A 15,918-nucleotide genomic window follows, 5' to 3' on the forward strand; every position below is an offset into this window, starting at 1 on the left:
CTAAGCCGGAGCGCCGAACTGTTGATCCGGCAACCGGGAGTTCGCGGCCAAGGGATCCGGTCCGTACTGGTTCGGTCCGTCGGTGCCCTTGATGACGAACCAGATAAGCAGCGCGATGCCCCCGAGTATCGGGATGAAGCTGATCAGGACCCACCAGCCGGGTTCGTCGAGATCGTGCAGGCGCCGAACGGAGATGGCGAGGCTGGGAATGAAGGTAGCGACATCGAAAGCGGCGGAAATGAACTGTGTGTCCAGCTTCAAGTCGATGAGGGCCGCCCCGATGCCGAGGATCGCGACGAAGAGAGTCCAGTACCAGAATTCGGACCGGCAGGCCCGATCGCTGAAATTGAAGTACTTGATGAATCCGGTCGAAACCGCTTTCCCGAAGCCCATTTGTCTCCCCGATTCAAAGCCAATCGTGGAAGCGGAACATTACCATGCCTGGCCTTTAACAGCGCGGCTCAAAAGGTGATTTGATCGCCGCTGCCGAGAGCCTTTTCATCCCGCCGATGGCGGTGGCTTGATCAGAGTGCTCGGAAGCTCCACCCCGTATGCGATGTCGTCGTAATCGCGCCTCTTGCGCCAACCGGTGCCCAGCGGGGCCGCAGGCTTCTCCCCCTCTGCCGGACCCTCGTCCTCCTCGTACTCGGCGTCGTCGTCGTCCTCGTACTTTTGTCCCTTCCGTTTACGCCAACCGCTGCCTGCCGAGATCGGCGGCGGCATTAGTGGCGGCAGGGGGAACCCGGAGGAGTCTGCCTCAGCAAGCGGTGTTGCCGCAGCTGCGAGTTGGACCGGCGCGTGCGAAGCCGGCAACAACCCCACCACCGCGGGCGGCACGGTCAACTTGCCCAGCGGCACCCCGACGCGAACCGCCGCGGTGGTTTCTGCCGAAAGTCCCGCGTTCCCGAACACACCCGCACCGGGCCCCGCCCCCAGCGCCGCCTCCCCCTCCGACAGACCCTTACCAGCGGTGCCCCCCACAGACTGGAGTGCCTGGGCCGCCCTGCTCTGCGCCAAATAGGCGAGCAGGTTGACGGGAAGCCCCCCTGCGATGGCCTGGTTCGCATAGGTGTTCGCCAGTCCGAACCAGCCCTGGTTGGGGTCGAAGGTGATGCCAAGCGACTGCAGGAGGGCATCCAACGGAGACAACGGCGGAGCCACAGCAGAAGCAGGCGCCGCAGCGGCGGCGCCGGACACCGCGCTGGCTTGCGCGGCCACCCCCGACGGATCGGCAATCGTCGGCGGCGACGAGAACAGCGGCAGCGTGGCGGCTTGTGCCGACTCCGTCTGATAGCGACTCATCGCCGCCGAATTGTTCGCCCACATGCCCTGGTACAGGTCTTCGGTTTGGGCAATGGCCGGAAGGTTGATCCCGAACATGTTGGTGGCCAGCAGTTGTGCCAGCCGCACCCGGTTGGCACTGACCTGCGCGAGGGGAACCACCGACGCACGGACCGAGGCGAATGCCGCTGCCGCGGCCTGGGCTGAACAGGCTATCTGCCGACATTGTTGTGCGGTGGTGTGCAACCACATCAGATAGGGCTCGACAGCCTGGGCCAGGGCCGCCGCGGACGGACCCTGCCAGGCCTCGATCAACGACGACAACGCAGCGCGGTTGATGCCCGCCGATTCTTCCAAATTGGCGCCAAGCTGTTGCCACGCATCGGAAGCCTCGACCAGTGAGCCCACTCCAGGCCCAGCATGGATGAGCGCGGAGATGACCTCGGGGGGCAGCGCGGAAAAATCCACGAGATGTCACCTCCCATGCGCCTGCAACGACCGGGCAAAATCGCGCTGACCAAGCCGCGACGAACCTTGGAACATTGTGCGCGTTGACGGCCCATCGCGGTACCGGTCGATCCAACCGATGGCAGGGATCACCCGGCGGCAGGCGGCCTCGCCATTATCGAAGGCTTGAAACCGTAGGTCGGAAGCACACGCCCGTAACGGTTTCCGCCCAGCGACCCAAACGGAGCCATCGGCAAGCCGCCCACCCCTTCGGCCGCGGCCGGGACAACGGTGGCATGGAGAGCCCCCACCGGGTTGGTCACGGCACTCACCGGAGTCCAGCTTGGCGGCACCGACAGCGCGCCCAGCGGCAGCGCTCTGCCCAGGCCCGCCGAAACGCCGGTGCCCGAGGTGAGATGGGCGCCGGCCCCGCCGACCGCGGCACCCGCGCCCTCGATCGCCTTAACCGCGGGAGCCAGACCCTTCGTGAATGTGGTCATGGCCGTAATTCCGTTGCTCACCTGCCCGAAGGACTGGATCGACTGGATCGAGGACTGCGCGGTCGAGACGTACGGCACGATGTACTTGGCGTATAGCCCGACCATGTCGTCCAGCGCGGTGTACTTCGTGAGGTATCCGTCGAGCTTGGCGCCGGTGAACGACGAAAACAGCTCCGCCAACGGGTCGTGCACGGAGTCCAGTCGCGTCAGCACCTCTTGCACAACGGTCTGGACAGGATTGTTGGCGGCCGTGGAGACCGCGGCAGCTTGCCGCGCCAGCCCGGACGAGTCGGCCACTTCCGGCGGCTCGGCGAAATCGCTCAACTGTGACGCCGCCGCCGAGGAAGTCGCGTAGGCGTACATCGCCGCCGCGTCCTGAGCCCACATCTCGAAGTACTGCGCCTCAGTCGCCGCGATCGCCGGGGTATTTTGCCCCAACAAATTCGTCGCGAGCAATGCTGCCAGCAATGCGCGGTTGGCGGCGATCACCGGAGGAGGCACCGTCATCGCGAACGCTGTCTCGTGCGCGGCCGCGGCGGCTGCCGCTTGACTGGCGGCCAGCTCGGAGTGCCCCGCGCTGCTCTGCAGCCAAGCGATGTACGGAGTCGCCCCGGCCACCAGCGACGACGACGCCGGACCCAGCCACGGACCGCTGGTCAGCGTGGATATCACCGACTGAAACCCGGCCGCCGTCGAGTGCAAGTCGGCGGCGAGTTCGCCCCAGCCCGCAGCGGCGGCCAACAACGAGCCCGCCCCTGGACCGGTGTACATGCGCCCGGAGTTGATTTCCGGCGGCAACAGTCCGTAGTCCACGGTCACACCGCCGCCGCGTTGGCCGCCTCGGTGGCCGCATAGGAAGCCGCACTCGCAGCCAGGGTGGTCACCAACAACTGATGGATGACACCCGCCTGGGCACTTAGCGCCTGGTACCGCTGGGCATGTGCGGCGAACTGCGCCGCCGTCAGCGCGGAGATCTCGTCAGCGGCGGCGGGAACGACCCCGGTGGTGGGGCCGGCGGCGGCCGCATTACCGGCGGTGAATGCGGCGCTGATCGATTGCAGACTGCTCGCCGCAGCGGCCAGGTGCTCTGGATATGCAATTACAAAGGACATGTGGCTTCCCTTTCAACGACCTGGTAGTTGTCAGGGAAGATATAAACAACGCCCACCGATTCAGCGGACCGATTCGGTCTGGATAGGCCCTGATCATGGCCTTTGGTCAAGACTCAGATTGATCTTAATATTTTCATCGAAATCCGCAGCCGGTAGCGCCGAATATATGCAATTTGTGAGCGCAACACAATTGCTATGAGTTTCCGATGAGTTAATGAGCCCGTAACTTCCGGAAAGAGAATTGCTCACCGTGAAGATAAGTCTTGGGTATGGATCATCCGGTTATGGTCGCGGCTGGACGTCCACGCTGGGCGGCAGCGGCGACGGCTCCGGGCGCATCGAACGCCGCACGATGCTGAACGTCACGGCGCCCACGGCCAGAGTTGTGACCGCAGCCCCCGCGATCAACCAGGGCCGCTTGCTGTGTCGCCGGGAGCGCCGCGCCTCCTGAAATGCCTGCGGCAGGTTGGTGACCACCTCCTGGGCCGCGGCCAGCTCCTGAGCCAGCGTCTCCTGCGCAGCCGCGAGCTCCCGGGCCAGCCGGCCGTCCCGATAGCGGCGACGAAGCTCCGACGCGGTCGCATGCGCGGAATGGAGCCCGATCCCGACAACGCCTCGTGTGACGTCCACCGGCCCGATCGCCGTGTACGTCAAGCCACGAGTCAATCGCTCCGCAGGGGTCAACCGGGCCTCCGCCTTCGCGCTCATCTGCCGCCTTTCTGTGTCGCCTCTAGGTCCTGGCCGGACAAACTCCGATACCCCCACAGACTGCCACCATTGGGCGGCTCACGGGCCCATTGGGCGTATGCCGCGTCGAGTGACACCCGGTGCGGACGTACGCCCGCCTAATGGCAGACTGTGATCCCGTGACCAACAGCCCTTATCAGACCGCCACCGCCACGCTGCACACCAACCGCGGTGACATCAAGATCGCCCTGTTCGGAAACCACGCGCCCAAGACCGTCGCCAACTTCGTTGGCCTGGCGCAAGGGACCAAGGAGTACTCGACCCAGAACGCTTCGGGCAGCCCGTCCGGTCCCTTTTATGACGGCGCGGTCTTTCACCGGGTGATCAATGGCTTCATGATTCAGGGCGGCGACCCGACCGGAACGGGACGCGGCGGCCCGGGCTATAAGTTCGCTGACGAGTTCCACCCCGAGCTGCAATTCGACAAGCCGTACCTACTGGCGATGGCCAACGCGGGTCCGGGCACCAACGGCTCTCAGTTCTTCATCACCGTCGGACAGACCCCGCACCTGAACCGCCGCCACACGATCTTCGGCGAGGTCACCGACCCCGACTCGCAGCGGGTCGTCGACGCAATCGCGACGACAGCCACCGACGGCAACGACCGGCCCACCGACCCGGTCGTCATCGAGTCGATCACGATCTCCTAAAGCGGCTCAACCTTCCTGAAGCGCCTAGCCTTTTTTGCGGCCGGTGTAGCCGGCCTCGGTGAGTGCGTCGAGCACGTTCAACGGGTCGGTCCCGACGTCCCAACGGGACAGCACGACCAGACCGCCGTCCGTCGTCTCGATCTCGAGCAACCGCATTTTGCGGGCCAACCGGCGGAACTCGGTGATCCGGATGATCTTGATGTCGGGGCGTTGTAATAGCCGCGTTCGGAACCACCCGCGCAGCGCCAGGCCGTCGGGCGTAATTGCCAGCTTTGGACGTGCGCGCCACGAGAAGCCCGCAAACAAGATCAAACCCACGGCGGCAATCCCGGCCAAGACTTGCCCGGGCGCATCTGTGACGAGGGTCACACACGCGATAGCCATTGCAACGCCCACAACCCCACAACCAGCGATTCCAGCCGCAGGGGGCTCCCATTGAGTTTGCTGCATGCGGTATCTACACCCTCCCACCACTGCCGATGCAGTTATCCACAAGCGCTATCAACAGTGGGGACAAATAACACGCGTGTGATTGAACACTTGAAAAGTTGCTGGCTCAGTGAAGGATAGGGCCCAAGATGAATTCATTACGTCGCTGAGGTCGCTCAGTGCCAGCGCATGGTGAGCAACAAACCGGTGATCATGAAAGCGAACGCGATCGCGTAGTTCCAAGCGTACAGATTGTGCATCCACATCAGTGCCGCGGGCGGATTGGTTCCGACGGCCGCGAGCTGGAACACCATCAGCCAGACGAGCCCGATCAGCATCAGACCGATAAACAACGCGACGAACCACACACTCGAGGGGCCGACCTTGACTTTCACCGGGGTGCGGCTGACCGCGGTGAGGGTGAAATCGTTCTTCTTGCGGACCTTGGACTTGGGCATGATTACCTCAACAACGCGACGAGCGGGACGGGATGCGACGATAACTGGTGCATGGTTAGGCACGCCCAGGCAGCGGCTTGGCTACGAGACTAGCTCACCTGGCACCGTTACCAGGAAACGGAGAGCCCTATGACGGACGCGCCGGCCGCGAAAGACGCGTACGACGCGCGCCGATCGCCGTGGCGTTTCGGCGTCCCCCTGGTGTGCCTGCTGGCCGGGTTGCTGTTGGCCGCCACGCACGGGGTGTCCGGCGGCGCCGAGATCCGTCGCAGTGACGCGCCCCGTCTGGTCGACCTGGTCCGGGAGGCGCGGTCAACGGTGAGCCGACTGGACACCGAACGCAACGAGCTGAGCGCCAAGATCGACGCGACGCACGGGAGATCTTCGGATGCCGCGTTGGGGGCCATGCAGAAGCGGTCCGCCGAACTGGCCGCCGAGGCGGATATGAACCCTGTCCATGGGCCCGGCCTGGTGGTGACCCTCAACGACGCGCAACGCGACGCGAACGGCCGTTTCCCGCGGGACGCCTCCCCCGACGACCTGGTGGTGCACCAGCAGGACATCCTGGCCGTCCTCAACGCGCTGTGGAGCGCGGGCGCCGAGGGGATCCAGATGCAGGACCAGCGGATCATCGCGACCTCGATGCCCCGCTGTGTGGGGAACACGCTATTGCTCAACGGACGCACCTACAGCCCGCCTTACTCGATCACCGCGATCGGCAATGCCGCGGCCATGGAAGCCGCCCTGGCCGCCGCGCCGCTGGTGACCCTCTACAAGCAGTACGTGGTCCGGTTCGGCCTCGGCTACCGCGAAGAGGTCAAGCCCGATGTCCAGATCGCCGGCCACGCCGAGCCGGTCCGGATGCACTTCGCGCAGCCCATGGGCCCGATCCCGTACTGAGTCGGTAGCCTGGCACGATGCGGATCCTGGTCGTCGACAACTACGACAGCTTCGTGTTCAACCTGGTGCAGTACCTCGGGCAGCTCGGCGTCGAGGCGCAGGTGTGGCGCAATGACGATGCCCGGCTGTCCGATCCGGCGGCTGTGGTCGCGGAGTTCGACGGCGTTCTGCTCAGCCCGGGCCCGGGCACCCCGGAACGCGCCGGCGCGTCCATCAGTTTGGTTCGCGCGTGCGCCGCGGCGCGCACCCCACTGCTGGGAGTCTGCCTGGGCCACCAGGCCATCGGCGTCGCCTTCGGTGCCACCGTCGACCGCGCGCCGGAGCTGCTGCACGGCAAGACCAGCAGCGTATTCCATTCGAATGTCGGTGTATTGCAAGGACTTCCGGATCCATTCACGGCGACCCGGTACCACTCGCTGACCATCCTGCCGGAGTCGTTACCGGCGGTGCTGGAGGTCACGGCCCGCACCCAGAGCGGCGTGATCATGGCGGTGCGACACACCGAACTTCCGATCCACGGTGTGCAGTTCCATCCGGAGTCGATTCTGACCGAGGGCGGCCACCGGATGCTCGCCAACTGGCTCGACTACTGCGGGTGGGCACGCGACGACACCCTGGTACGCCGGCTGGAAAACGAGGTCCTGGCCGCGGTGCGGCCGCACCTGCCGGCTTCGACCGCCAGTTAGCGTTAGCGTTAGCCCGCGGCTACTGGCCGAACTTCAGCGTGATCATTCCGTCTTTGTTGACACCAGCACCAGCGGCCGGGGTTTGATACACGATCCGGTTGCGCTGCGACGGCCCGGCATCGACGTCGGGACCCTTGTCCAGCGTGCCGGTCCAGCCCAGGGCGCGTAACCGCGGCTCGGCGTCGGTCCACTACGCGACCTGGTCGATGATGCGCACCGCGCGGGCGGGATCCAGCGGCCCGTCGGCCAGCACGGTGTCCAAGTCGCGGCCCTTGATCAGCCGCATGCTCACGAACAGTCGACCGTCGATCTCCCCGTAGTCGTGGATCGGGACCACATGCGGGGTGTCCAACCGCGCCGCCGCGTGGGCTTCCCGGCGGAATCGCCGCTGAAAGTCCTCATCCTCAGACAGGTTCGCCGGCAACACCTTGATGGCGACCACGCGGTCGGTAACGGTGTCGTGGGCCCGCCAGACCTCGCCCATCCCGCCGCGCCCGAGCAATTCGATCAGACGGTAACGCCCGAACGGCGTGCCCTCGGCGTCCACTCGCCCCCCTGATCGGCAGTGCGGTTTTCCCGAGTTCGAGCCTAGAAGCTTAGGCTGCCGCGCACGACGGAAAGCTCTGAACCGGTGCGGCGCACCCGCGGGCAGCAGCTACTGACCGAAGCTCAGCGTGACGTTTCCGCTGTAGTTGATTGCGGTACCGGCCGACGGATTCTGCGATACGACCCTAAAGTGCTGCGAGCCTCCGGCGTCCACTTCGGGGCCCGGGATCAGTATCCCGGTCCAGCCCAAGGCCCTTAGCAGCGGCTCCGCGTCGGACCAGAACTTGCCCTTTAGTTCCGGCATGATGAACTGGTTGCCCTTCGACACCTGCAGCTCGATCGGCGAATCGACTGCTGCTGTCTGGCCTGCCTGCGGGTTGGTGCCGATCACTTCGCCGCGCGGACGCGGGCTGTCCACATCAGCCTGGGTGGTCTTTGTGAAGCCGTAGACGCGGAGGTTGTTCTGGGCGACCTCAACTGTCTGGCCCTTGACGTCGGGGATCTGCCTGGTCTCCGGCCCGGATCCGACGGTGATGGTGATCAGGTTGGTGATCGCATACGACTGGCCCGCCGGCGGGGTGGTCGAGGTGACTTTGTCCTTCATCTCCGGGGGAGATGCCGCGTTGGCCTCTTTGAACTTGGAGAATCCGGTGGCTTTGAGCTTGGCGACCGCGTCGGCGTAGCTCATCGAGGTGACGTCGGGAATCTCGCGTTGCTCGGGACCGGTGGAGATGTTGATGGTGATCACATCGCCCGCGCTCACCGAAGCGTTGGCGCCGGGCTCGGTGCCGATTACGTGGTCGGGCGGGATCGTCGTGTCGGGCTTCTGCTGAGTGCGAATCTTGAAGCCCTTGTTTTGCAGGGAGGCGACAGCGTCTTCCTTCGCCTGACCGCGCACATCGGGCACCTGAATGTCTCGGGTGCTTCCGCTGAACTGGCTGAAGCCGATGACGACGGCGATGGTCAGCACCGCCAGCACGGCGACCCCGACGGCCCAGCGGCCGATCGAACCACCGCCCCGATCGCTGTCGTCGTCGAAGGACTGGCGCGGTAGCGGATCGGTACGCGGGCCGCCGAAGCCGCCGCCGGAGGACAGCATCGAGCTGCGGTCGGCGTTGGTGAGCACCTTGGGCGCCTCGGGCGTCTCACCGTTGTGCACCCGAACCAGGTCGGCCCGCATCTCGGCCGCGGACTGATAGCGGTTGTCGGGGTTCTTGGCCAGTGCCTTGAGAACCACGGCGTCGAGATCGGCGGAGATGCCCTCGTGCCGTTCCGACGGTGGAATGGGGTCTTCGCGGACATGCTGGTAGGCGACCGAGACCGGCGAGTCTCCGGTGAAAGGTGGTTCGCCAGTGAGCATTTCGTAGAGAACGCAGCCCAGCGAGTAGACGTCGGATCGCGCGTCGACGGGGTCGCCCCGGGCCTGTTCGGGTGACAGGTACTGGGCGGTCCCGATCACCGCTGCGGTCTGGGTGACGCTGTTGCCGCCGTCGGCGATGGCACGGGCGATGCCGAAGTCCATCACCTTGACCGCGTTGGTCGTGTTGATCATGATGTTGGCCGGCTTGACATCGCGGTGGATGATGCCGTTCTGATGGCTGAAGTTCAGCGCCTGGCAGGCGTCGGCGATGATCTCGATGGCACGTCGGGGCGGCAGCGGGCCCTCGGTGTGCACGATGTCGCGGAGTGTGACGCCGTCGACGTACTCCATCACGATGTAGGGCAGGGGACCCGACGGTGTCTCGGCCTCGCCGGTGTCGTACACCGCGACGATGGACGGGTGATTCAGCGCCGCGGCGTTTTGCGCCTCACGTCGGAAGCGCAGGTAGAAGCTGGGGTCGCGAGCGAGATCAGCGCGCAGCACCTTCACCGCGACGTCGCGGTGCAAGCGAACGTCGCGGGCCAGATGAACCTCGGACATGCCCCCGAAGCCGAGGATGTCGCCTAGTTCATAACGGTCGGACAGGTGCTGAGGGGTGGTCATCGCGGTGTCTCGTGTCTGGCCGGCGACCAACCCGGTTGCGGCGCCAATGGCACAACCCAGCTGAGTTCCGGCGGCTGACGTCCAGAATTACCCGCTTCCCCGCGATCCGTCCAATTCAACTGCGGATGGCCGGGTGCCTGACCACCTGGGCTGTTGGAGGTCGGAGGTGTCTGCGTGACGGTCGGGGTGTCGCCCGGACCCTTGGAATTGATGACGATGAGCACCGCGATGATGATCGCCAGGGCTCCGAGCACCCCGGCGGCCCAGAGCAGCAGGCGCTGGCCCGACGAGAACGTGCGGCGGGCCGGCGGCGGGCGGCGGGCGGCGGTCGACGACCGGGATCGGCCGGCGGCGGGGGCCCGGGTACTGGGGGTGGCCGCGACCCGGGCGGGCGCGGCCGACGGGATGGCGGCCGGGGAGGCCCGGCCGGGCGGCGGTGACTGGCTGGGCCGTGGCGGCCGCCGGCCGGCCCGCACCGCGGCGACGGCGTCGGCGAACGGTCCCCCGCTGCGGTAGCGCATGCCGGGGTTCTTGACCAGCGTGATCTCGATGAGCTCCCGCACATTGGGTGGCAGCTCGTCGGGCAGCGGCGGCGGGGGCTCCTTGATGTGCTTCATCGCCACTGTCAGCGCACCGTCGCCGGTGAACGGTCGCTTGCCCGAAACCACCTCGTAGCCAACAACTCCCAGCGCGTACACGTCACTGGCCGGGGTCGCTTCATGGCCCAAGGCCTGTTCGGGCGCGATGTATTGAGCGGTGCCCATCACCATGCCGGTCTGGGTCACCGGTGCGGCGTCGACAGCCTTGGCGATGCCGAAGTCGGTGATCTTCACCTGTCCGGTGGGCGTGATCATGATGTTGCCCGGCTTGACGTCGCGGTGGACCAGCCCGGCGGCGTGCGCGATCTGCAGGGCGCGGCCGGTCTGCTCGAGCATGTCCAACGCGTGCCGCAGCGACAGCCGGCCGGTGCGCTTGATCACCGAGTTCAGCGGCTCACCGTTGACCAGCTCCATGACCAGATAGGCGGTGCGGCCCTCCCCGTCCATCTGGCTTTCGCCGTAGTCGTGGACCTGCGCGATCCCGGGGTGGTTGAGCATCGCGGTAGTGCGGGCCTCGGCGCGGAACCGCTCGATGAACTCGGGGTCCTGGGAGAACTCGGCTTTGAGCACCTTGACCGCGACGCGCCGGCCCAGCCGGCTGTCCACCGCCTCCCAGACCTGGCCCATTCCGCCGGTGGCGATCAGGCGCTGCAGGCGGTACCGACCGGATAGCGTCACCCCAACTCGTGGGCTCATGGTCCCCCCTGCAGTGCTGCCGCAATCACGGCCCGCCCGATCGGCGCGGCAACGGCACCGCCGGTCGCGTCCAGGCGATCGCCGCCGCCCTCCACCAGCACCGCGATGGCGACCTTCGCCTGGTGTGCGGGCGCGAAGGCGATATACCACGCATGCGGTGGAGTGTGACGTGGGTCGGTGCCGTGCTCTGCGGTACCAGTCTTGGAAGCGATCTGCACGCCGGGAATGGCCCCCTTCTGTTGTGCGACCTTCTCGGCGCCGACCATCAGCTCTGTTAGCTTAGCCGCGACGTCCGGCTTCACTGCTGTGCGCTGCCGATAGGGGATGGTAGCGGTTATGTTGGCCAGGTCGGGCCCCTTGAGGCTATCGATCAGGTAAGGCTGCATCATCACCCCGGCGTTCGCGATGGCCGCGGCGATTTCCGCGTTCTCCAGCGGAGTTAGCGCGACGTCCTTCTGGCCGATGCTCGACATCGCCAGTGCCGCGCGGTCCGTAATCGGCCCCACAGTTGATTCGGCGACCTGCAACGGGATCACGCTCGGGGTGGCGTCCAGTCCGAACGAATGCGCCATGCTGCGCAAAGCGTCGGTGCCGAGGCTCAGGCCCAACTCGACGAACGCCGTATTGCAGGACTTGGCGAACGCCTGGCTCAGCGGCACGGTGTCGCCGGGGCCGCACGGGGTGCCGCCGTAGTTCTCCAACATCGCCTTGCTGTCGGGCAACGGGATCCTGGCTGCCGCCGTCAGCTGCTGGTCCTCGTTGGCGCCGGCCTGCAGCGCCGCAGCGGTCGTGATCACCTTGAACGTGGAACCGGGCGGGTAGGTCTCGGAGATGGCGCGGTTGGTCAGCGGGGAGTCGGGGTTGTCCCGGAGTTGCTGCCAGGCCCGTGCCAGCTCTTCGGGATCGTGCGAGGCCAGCTGGTTGGGGTCATAGGACGGCGATGACACCAGCGCCAAAATCTTTCCGGTCGACGGTTCCAGGGCGACGACGGCCCCTTTGCACGGCGAACCACCGCAGCCTTGCTGCATCGCGTCCCAGGCGGCCTGCTGCACCCGCGGGTTGATGGTGGTTTCCACGTTGCCGCCGCGCGGATCGCGACCGGTAAAGAAGTCGGCCAAGCGGCGCCCGAACAGCCGCTCGTCGGATCCGTTCAGCACCGGATCCTCGGCGCGTTCCAGGCCCGTGCTGGAGTACCGCAGCGAGTAGAAGCCGGTGACCGGTGCGTACGCGTCGGGGTTGGGATATCTCCGCAGGAAGCGGTAGCGGTTGTCGGTGGCCACCGAAAACGCCAGCAGCTGACCTCCGGCGGTGATCTGGCCGCGCTGGCGCGAGTACTCGTCGAGCAGAACCCGCTGGTTGCGCGGGTCGGCGCGCAGTCCGTCGGCGGTGAAAACCTGTGTATACGTGGCGTTGAGCAGAAGCAGGACGATCAACGCCATCACGGTCACCGAGATCCGACGGAGAGAGGCGTTCATACCTTCTGGATCACCTCTGTGCTGGCCGCCGCAATTGGAGATTTGTTGGTGCGGGGGCGGGTGCGCAGCGGACGTCGAGCGCTGTGCGAAATACGCGCCAGGATGGCCAGCAGCACGTAGTTAGCCAGCAGCGACGACCCGCCGTAGGACATCCATGGGGTGGTCAAACCGGTCAGCGGGATGAGCTGGGTTACGCCGCCGACCACGATGAACAGCTGAATCGCCAGCGTCGACGCCAAGCCCGCGGCCAGCAGCTTGCCGAAGCTCTCGCGGGTGGCGATCGCCGTGCGCAGGCCCCGGACGATGACGATCGTGTACAGCATCAACAGGCTGGCCAGCCCGACCAGGCCGAGCTCTTCGCCGAACGCGGCGATGATGAAATCGGTCGACGCTGCGGGCACGGTGTCGGGTTGACCGTTGCCGAGCCCGGTGCCGAAGATGCCGCCGGTGGCAAAGCTGAACAGCGACTGCACGCTCTGATAGCCGCTGCCGTCGGGATCGGAGAACGGGTCCCACCACATCTGCACGCGAACCCGAACGTGGTGGAAAGCGTAGTACGCCACAACACTTCCCACGGCGAACAGCGCCAAGCCGATGACGACCCAGCTGAAGCGCTGGGTGGCGAGGTAGACCACCACCAGAAACGATGCGTAGAGCAACAGCGAAGTGCCGAGGTCCTTCTCGAAGACCATCACACCGATCGAGATGACCCAAGCCGCGAGCAGCGGCGCGAGGTCTCGCGGGCGGGGCAGGTTCATCCCCATCAAGTGCTTGCCGGCGCTGGTGAACAGGCTGCGCTTGGTCACCAGCACGGCCGAGAAAAAGATCAGCAGCAGGATCTTGGAGAACTCGGCGGGCTGAATCGAGAAGCCGGGAAATCGGATCCAGATCTTGGCGCCGTTCTGCTCGGACAGCGACGACGGCAGCAGCGCGGGAATCGTCAATATCACCAGACCGGTCAGGCCCCATATGTAGCCGTAGCGGGCGAGCTGCCGATGGTCCTTCAGGAAGGTCACAACGAGCGCGAACGCGACCACACCGACCAGGGTCCACAGCATTTGCTGGGTCGCGCTGGGGTAGCGGTGGATGCGTTCGGTGTGTTCGGCGAGGTCGAGCCGATGGATCATCACCAGGCCGAGCCCGTTGAGCAACGCCACTGTCGGCAACAGCAGCGGGTCGGTGTAGGGGGCCGAGCGCCGGATGGCCAGATGCGCGGCACCGAACAGGGTCAGGAAGGCCAGCCCGTAGCCGGCCAGGTCCCAGCGCAGGCCCCGCTCCTGGTTGGCCTCCACGATCAGCAACGCCGCGACGGTGATCAAGGCGGCGAAGCACAACAGCAGCAGTTCGGCGTTGCGCCGAGTCGGCAATGGCGGCGTCACCGTCACCGGCGGCTGCAGTTGCGTCGTCATCCCGTTTCCCGGCAGTCGACGCCCGGTTTAGGCGACGGCTCCGGGGGTGTGATCACCGGTGGCGAAACGTTGCCGGGCGGGGTGGTGGACGGGGTCTGTTGAGGAGTGGGATGCGATGACGGGTTGGTTGCAGTGGTAGATGTCTGCGTTTCCGTACTGCTCGGATGTGGTTGCTCGCTGGGCGTCGTGGTCGGCGTCACGGGGCGCAGCGACGTGCAAAGCGGCAGCAGGTCGGACGCCAACAGGTTGTCGAGCTCCCGCAGGGCCTGGTCGCGGTTGCCGCCCCGAAACCCGGATTGCAGGTGTTGGCGCCCGGCCGGGCTCAGATCTTTCGTCGCAAGCAGCTGGCAGTTGTGCTGGCCCCCGATTTGGCTGGAGGGGATCTGCTGCCGCTTGTTGTGTTCGTCGATGCAAGCCACCGAATCGGGGTCTTGCAGAGAAATGCCCAGGATCCCGCCCGGGAAACCGCGCATCAGGGTCACCTTGCCGTCGTGATCGGCGGCGTAATAGTTCTGGTGAATGATCATCCAGCCGACTACCAGACCGGCGACCAGCATCAGCGTCACCAGCGCGACGATGATCGGCAGCCGCCACCGCGACCACCGCGACCGAGGCGGCGGCTCGACTGGCGCAACAATGCGCTTGGCGACCTCTTTGCGCGCTCCGATGGCGGAAGCGCGGCCGGCGGCCGTATTGGGCAGGGTCGCGTTGTCGTCTTCACCGGAGACCGCTCCGGCGAGGATCGGCTGAGTCTGGCCGTATTCGTAGTCGACGACATCGGCGACCACGACGGTCACGTTGTCCGGGCCGCCGCCACGAAGCGCCAATTCGATGAGGCGGTAGGCGCTTTCGGCGACGTCGGGGATCTGCAGCGCCTCGTGGATGGTTTCGTCGCTCACCGGGTCGGATAGGCCGTCCGAGCAGAGCAGGTAGCGATCCCCGGCGCGCGCTTCGCGCATCGTGAGGGTGGGCTCGACCTCGTGACCGGTCAATGCCCGCATGATCAGCGAGCGCTGCGGGTGGCTGTGCGCCTCCTCGGCGGTGATCCGGCCCTCGTCGACCAGGGTCTGGACAAAGGTGTCGTCCTTGGTGATCTGGGTCAGCTCCCCGTCGCGCAGCAGGTAGCCGCGCGAGTCGCCGATGTGCACCAGCCCCAGCCGGTTCCCGGCGAACAGGATTGCCGTGAGCGTGGTGCCCATGCCCTCGAGATCGGGCTCCATCTCCACTTGCGCGGCGATGGCCGAGTTGCCGGCGCGTACCGCGGTGTCGAGCTTGCTCAGCAGGTCGCCGCCGGGCTCGTCGTCGTCGAGATGAGCTAACGCGGCGATCACCAACTGGGAGGCGACTTCGCCGGCGGCGTGGCCGCCCATGCCGTCGGCCAGGGCCAGGAGCCGTGCGCCGGCGTAGACGGAGTCTTCGTTGTTGGCGCGTACCAGGCCGCGATCACTGCGCGCGGCGTATCGCAGGACCAGTGTCACGGGCGCAACTCGATTGCCGTTTTGCCGATCCGAACCGGCGTTCCGATTGGAACTCGTACCGCAGTCGTCACCTTCGCCCTGTCAAGGTAAGTGCCGTTGGTCGATCCTAGATCCTCGACGTACCATTCCGAACCGCGTTGGGATAGTCGGGCGTGCCGCGTCGAGGCATAGTCGTCGGTCAGCACCAGCGTGGAGTCGTCAGCGCGTCCGATCAGCACCGGTTGCCCGCTCAGCGTGATGCGGGCGCCCGCCAGCGCCCCCTCGGTCACCACCAGGTAGCGCGCGGCGTGCCTGTGCTGACGCGAGGGCAGCAGGGTGCTGCGCAGCGTCAGACCGCGGCGCACCATGACGGCACCGGTGGGTGCGTAGATGTCGGTCTTCAAGATCCGCAATACGGACCAGATGAATACCCATAACAACATTAAAAATCCGGCGCGCGTCAGTTGCAGTACTAATCCCTGCATCTGGCGTCCTTTCCGTCCTTGCGCCGTGCCCCCCGCGTCCGCGACACCTAGCACTTC

16 protein-coding genes and 2 pseudogenes are annotated in these 15,918 nt (G+C 66.1%); 3 read left to right on the forward strand and 15 right to left on the reverse strand.

Annotated elements, in window-relative coordinates:
- The 5 genes from VML93_RS28835 to cwsA form a co-directional block, all read right to left on the reverse strand.
- Nucleotides 1-393 (reverse strand): DUF805 domain-containing protein, encoded by a 393-nt coding sequence (locus tag VML93_RS28835; RefSeq protein WP_325615691.1) that lies wholly within the window; start codon nucleotides 391-393, stop codon nucleotides 1-3.
- 105 nt (nucleotides 394-498) lie between these two features.
- The gene (locus VML93_RS28840) at nucleotides 499-1,749 is read right to left on the reverse strand and encodes a PPE family protein (RefSeq protein ID WP_325615693.1); all 1,251 of its coding nucleotides are present in this window, start codon (nucleotides 1,747-1,749) and stop codon (nucleotides 499-501) included.
- A 128-nt stretch (nucleotides 1,750-1,877) separates the two neighbouring features.
- On the reverse strand, nucleotides 1,878-3,041 hold the full coding sequence (locus tag VML93_RS28845) for a PPE family protein (protein ID WP_325615695.1): 1,164 nt from the start codon (nucleotides 3,039-3,041) through the stop codon (nucleotides 1,878-1,880).
- A 2-nt stretch (nucleotides 3,042-3,043) separates the two neighbouring features.
- A complete protein-coding gene (locus tag VML93_RS28850) occupies nucleotides 3,044-3,340 on the reverse strand; it encodes a PE family protein (protein WP_325615697.1) in 297 nt (98 codons plus the stop codon).
- A 282-nt stretch (nucleotides 3,341-3,622) separates the two neighbouring features.
- The gene (gene cwsA, locus VML93_RS28855) at nucleotides 3,623-4,048 is read right to left on the reverse strand and encodes a cell wall synthesis protein CwsA (RefSeq protein WP_325615699.1); all 426 of its coding nucleotides are present in this window, start codon (nucleotides 4,046-4,048) and stop codon (nucleotides 3,623-3,625) included.
- Between the two features lie 140 nt (nucleotides 4,049-4,188).
- Here cwsA and VML93_RS28860 point away from each other — a divergent pair, with 140 nt between their 5' ends.
- Nucleotides 4,189-4,737, forward strand: coding sequence for a peptidylprolyl isomerase (locus tag VML93_RS28860; protein WP_325615701.1), 549 nt, complete (start codon nucleotides 4,189-4,191; stop codon nucleotides 4,735-4,737).
- 24 nt (nucleotides 4,738-4,761) lie between these two features.
- On the opposite strand, the gene VML93_RS28865 is transcribed toward VML93_RS28860, so the two are convergent.
- Together VML93_RS28865 and crgA are read right to left on the reverse strand one after the other, a co-directional pair.
- Nucleotides 4,762-5,187, reverse strand: coding sequence for a PH domain-containing protein (locus VML93_RS28865; protein WP_325615703.1), 426 nt, complete (start codon nucleotides 5,185-5,187; stop codon nucleotides 4,762-4,764).
- A gap of 155 nt (nucleotides 5,188-5,342) precedes the next feature.
- Nucleotides 5,343-5,624: a cell division protein CrgA gene (gene crgA / locus VML93_RS28870; RefSeq protein WP_325615705.1), complete on the reverse strand. Its 282-nt coding sequence runs from the start codon at nucleotides 5,622-5,624 to the stop codon at nucleotides 5,343-5,345.
- Nucleotides 5,625-5,753: 129 nt separating this feature from the next.
- Here crgA and VML93_RS28875 point away from each other — a divergent pair, with 129 nt between their 5' ends.
- Both VML93_RS28875 and VML93_RS28880 read left to right on the forward strand, forming a co-directional pair.
- Nucleotides 5,754-6,524, forward strand: a complete 771-nt coding sequence (locus VML93_RS28875) for a DUF881 domain-containing protein (RefSeq protein ID WP_325615707.1) — start codon at nucleotides 5,754-5,756, stop codon at nucleotides 6,522-6,524.
- A gap of 17 nt (nucleotides 6,525-6,541) precedes the next feature.
- Nucleotides 6,542-7,210 carry an aminodeoxychorismate/anthranilate synthase component II gene (locus VML93_RS28880; protein WP_325615709.1) on the forward strand — a complete coding sequence of 223 codons (669 nt, stop codon included), beginning with the start codon at nucleotides 6,542-6,544 and terminating at the stop codon, nucleotides 7,208-7,210.
- 19 nt (nucleotides 7,211-7,229) lie between these two features.
- Here VML93_RS28880 and VML93_RS28885 read toward each other — a convergent pair.
- The 8 genes and pseudogenes from VML93_RS28885 to VML93_RS28920 form a co-directional block, all read right to left on the reverse strand.
- Nucleotides 7,230-7,400, reverse strand: a pseudogene (locus VML93_RS28885) (PASTA domain-containing protein); the annotation flags it as partial.
- Nucleotides 7,401-7,403: 3 nt separating this feature from the next.
- Nucleotides 7,404-7,757: pseudogene (locus tag VML93_RS28890) on the reverse strand (serine/threonine-protein kinase); the annotation flags it as partial.
- Between the two features lie 108 nt (nucleotides 7,758-7,865).
- Nucleotides 7,866-9,740, reverse strand: a complete 1,875-nt coding sequence (pknB, locus tag VML93_RS28895; RefSeq protein WP_325615712.1) for a Stk1 family PASTA domain-containing Ser/Thr kinase — start codon at nucleotides 9,738-9,740, stop codon at nucleotides 7,866-7,868.
- On the reverse strand, nucleotides 9,737-11,035 hold the full coding sequence (locus VML93_RS28900) for a serine/threonine-protein kinase (protein WP_325615716.1): 1,299 nt from the start codon (nucleotides 11,033-11,035) through the stop codon (nucleotides 9,737-9,739). The genes pknB and VML93_RS28900 overlap by 4 nt, the downstream gene beginning before the upstream one ends.
- Nucleotides 11,032-12,510, reverse strand: coding sequence for a D,D-transpeptidase PbpA (pbpA, locus tag VML93_RS28905; protein ID WP_325615718.1), 1,479 nt, complete (start codon nucleotides 12,508-12,510; stop codon nucleotides 11,032-11,034). The genes VML93_RS28900 and pbpA overlap by 4 nt, the downstream gene beginning before the upstream one ends.
- Complete coding sequence (locus VML93_RS28910; protein ID WP_325615721.1) at nucleotides 12,507-13,919, reverse strand: FtsW/RodA/SpoVE family cell cycle protein; 1,413 nt, start codon at nucleotides 13,917-13,919, stop codon at nucleotides 12,507-12,509. The genes pbpA and VML93_RS28910 overlap by 4 nt, the downstream gene beginning before the upstream one ends.
- Complete coding sequence (locus VML93_RS28915; protein ID WP_325615723.1) at nucleotides 13,916-15,397, reverse strand: PP2C family protein-serine/threonine phosphatase; 1,482 nt, start codon at nucleotides 15,395-15,397, stop codon at nucleotides 13,916-13,918. The genes VML93_RS28910 and VML93_RS28915 overlap by 4 nt, the downstream gene beginning before the upstream one ends.
- Nucleotides 15,394-15,861: an FHA domain-containing protein FhaB/FipA gene (locus VML93_RS28920; RefSeq protein ID WP_067235225.1), complete on the reverse strand. Its 468-nt coding sequence runs from the start codon at nucleotides 15,859-15,861 to the stop codon at nucleotides 15,394-15,396. The genes VML93_RS28915 and VML93_RS28920 overlap by 4 nt, the downstream gene beginning before the upstream one ends.
- Nucleotides 15,862-15,918: the final 57 nt, after the last annotated feature.

The sequence above is a fragment of the Mycobacterium sp. genome (assembly GCF_035499775.1).
Classification (GTDB): Bacteria; Actinomycetota; Actinomycetes; order Mycobacteriales; family Mycobacteriaceae; genus Mycobacterium.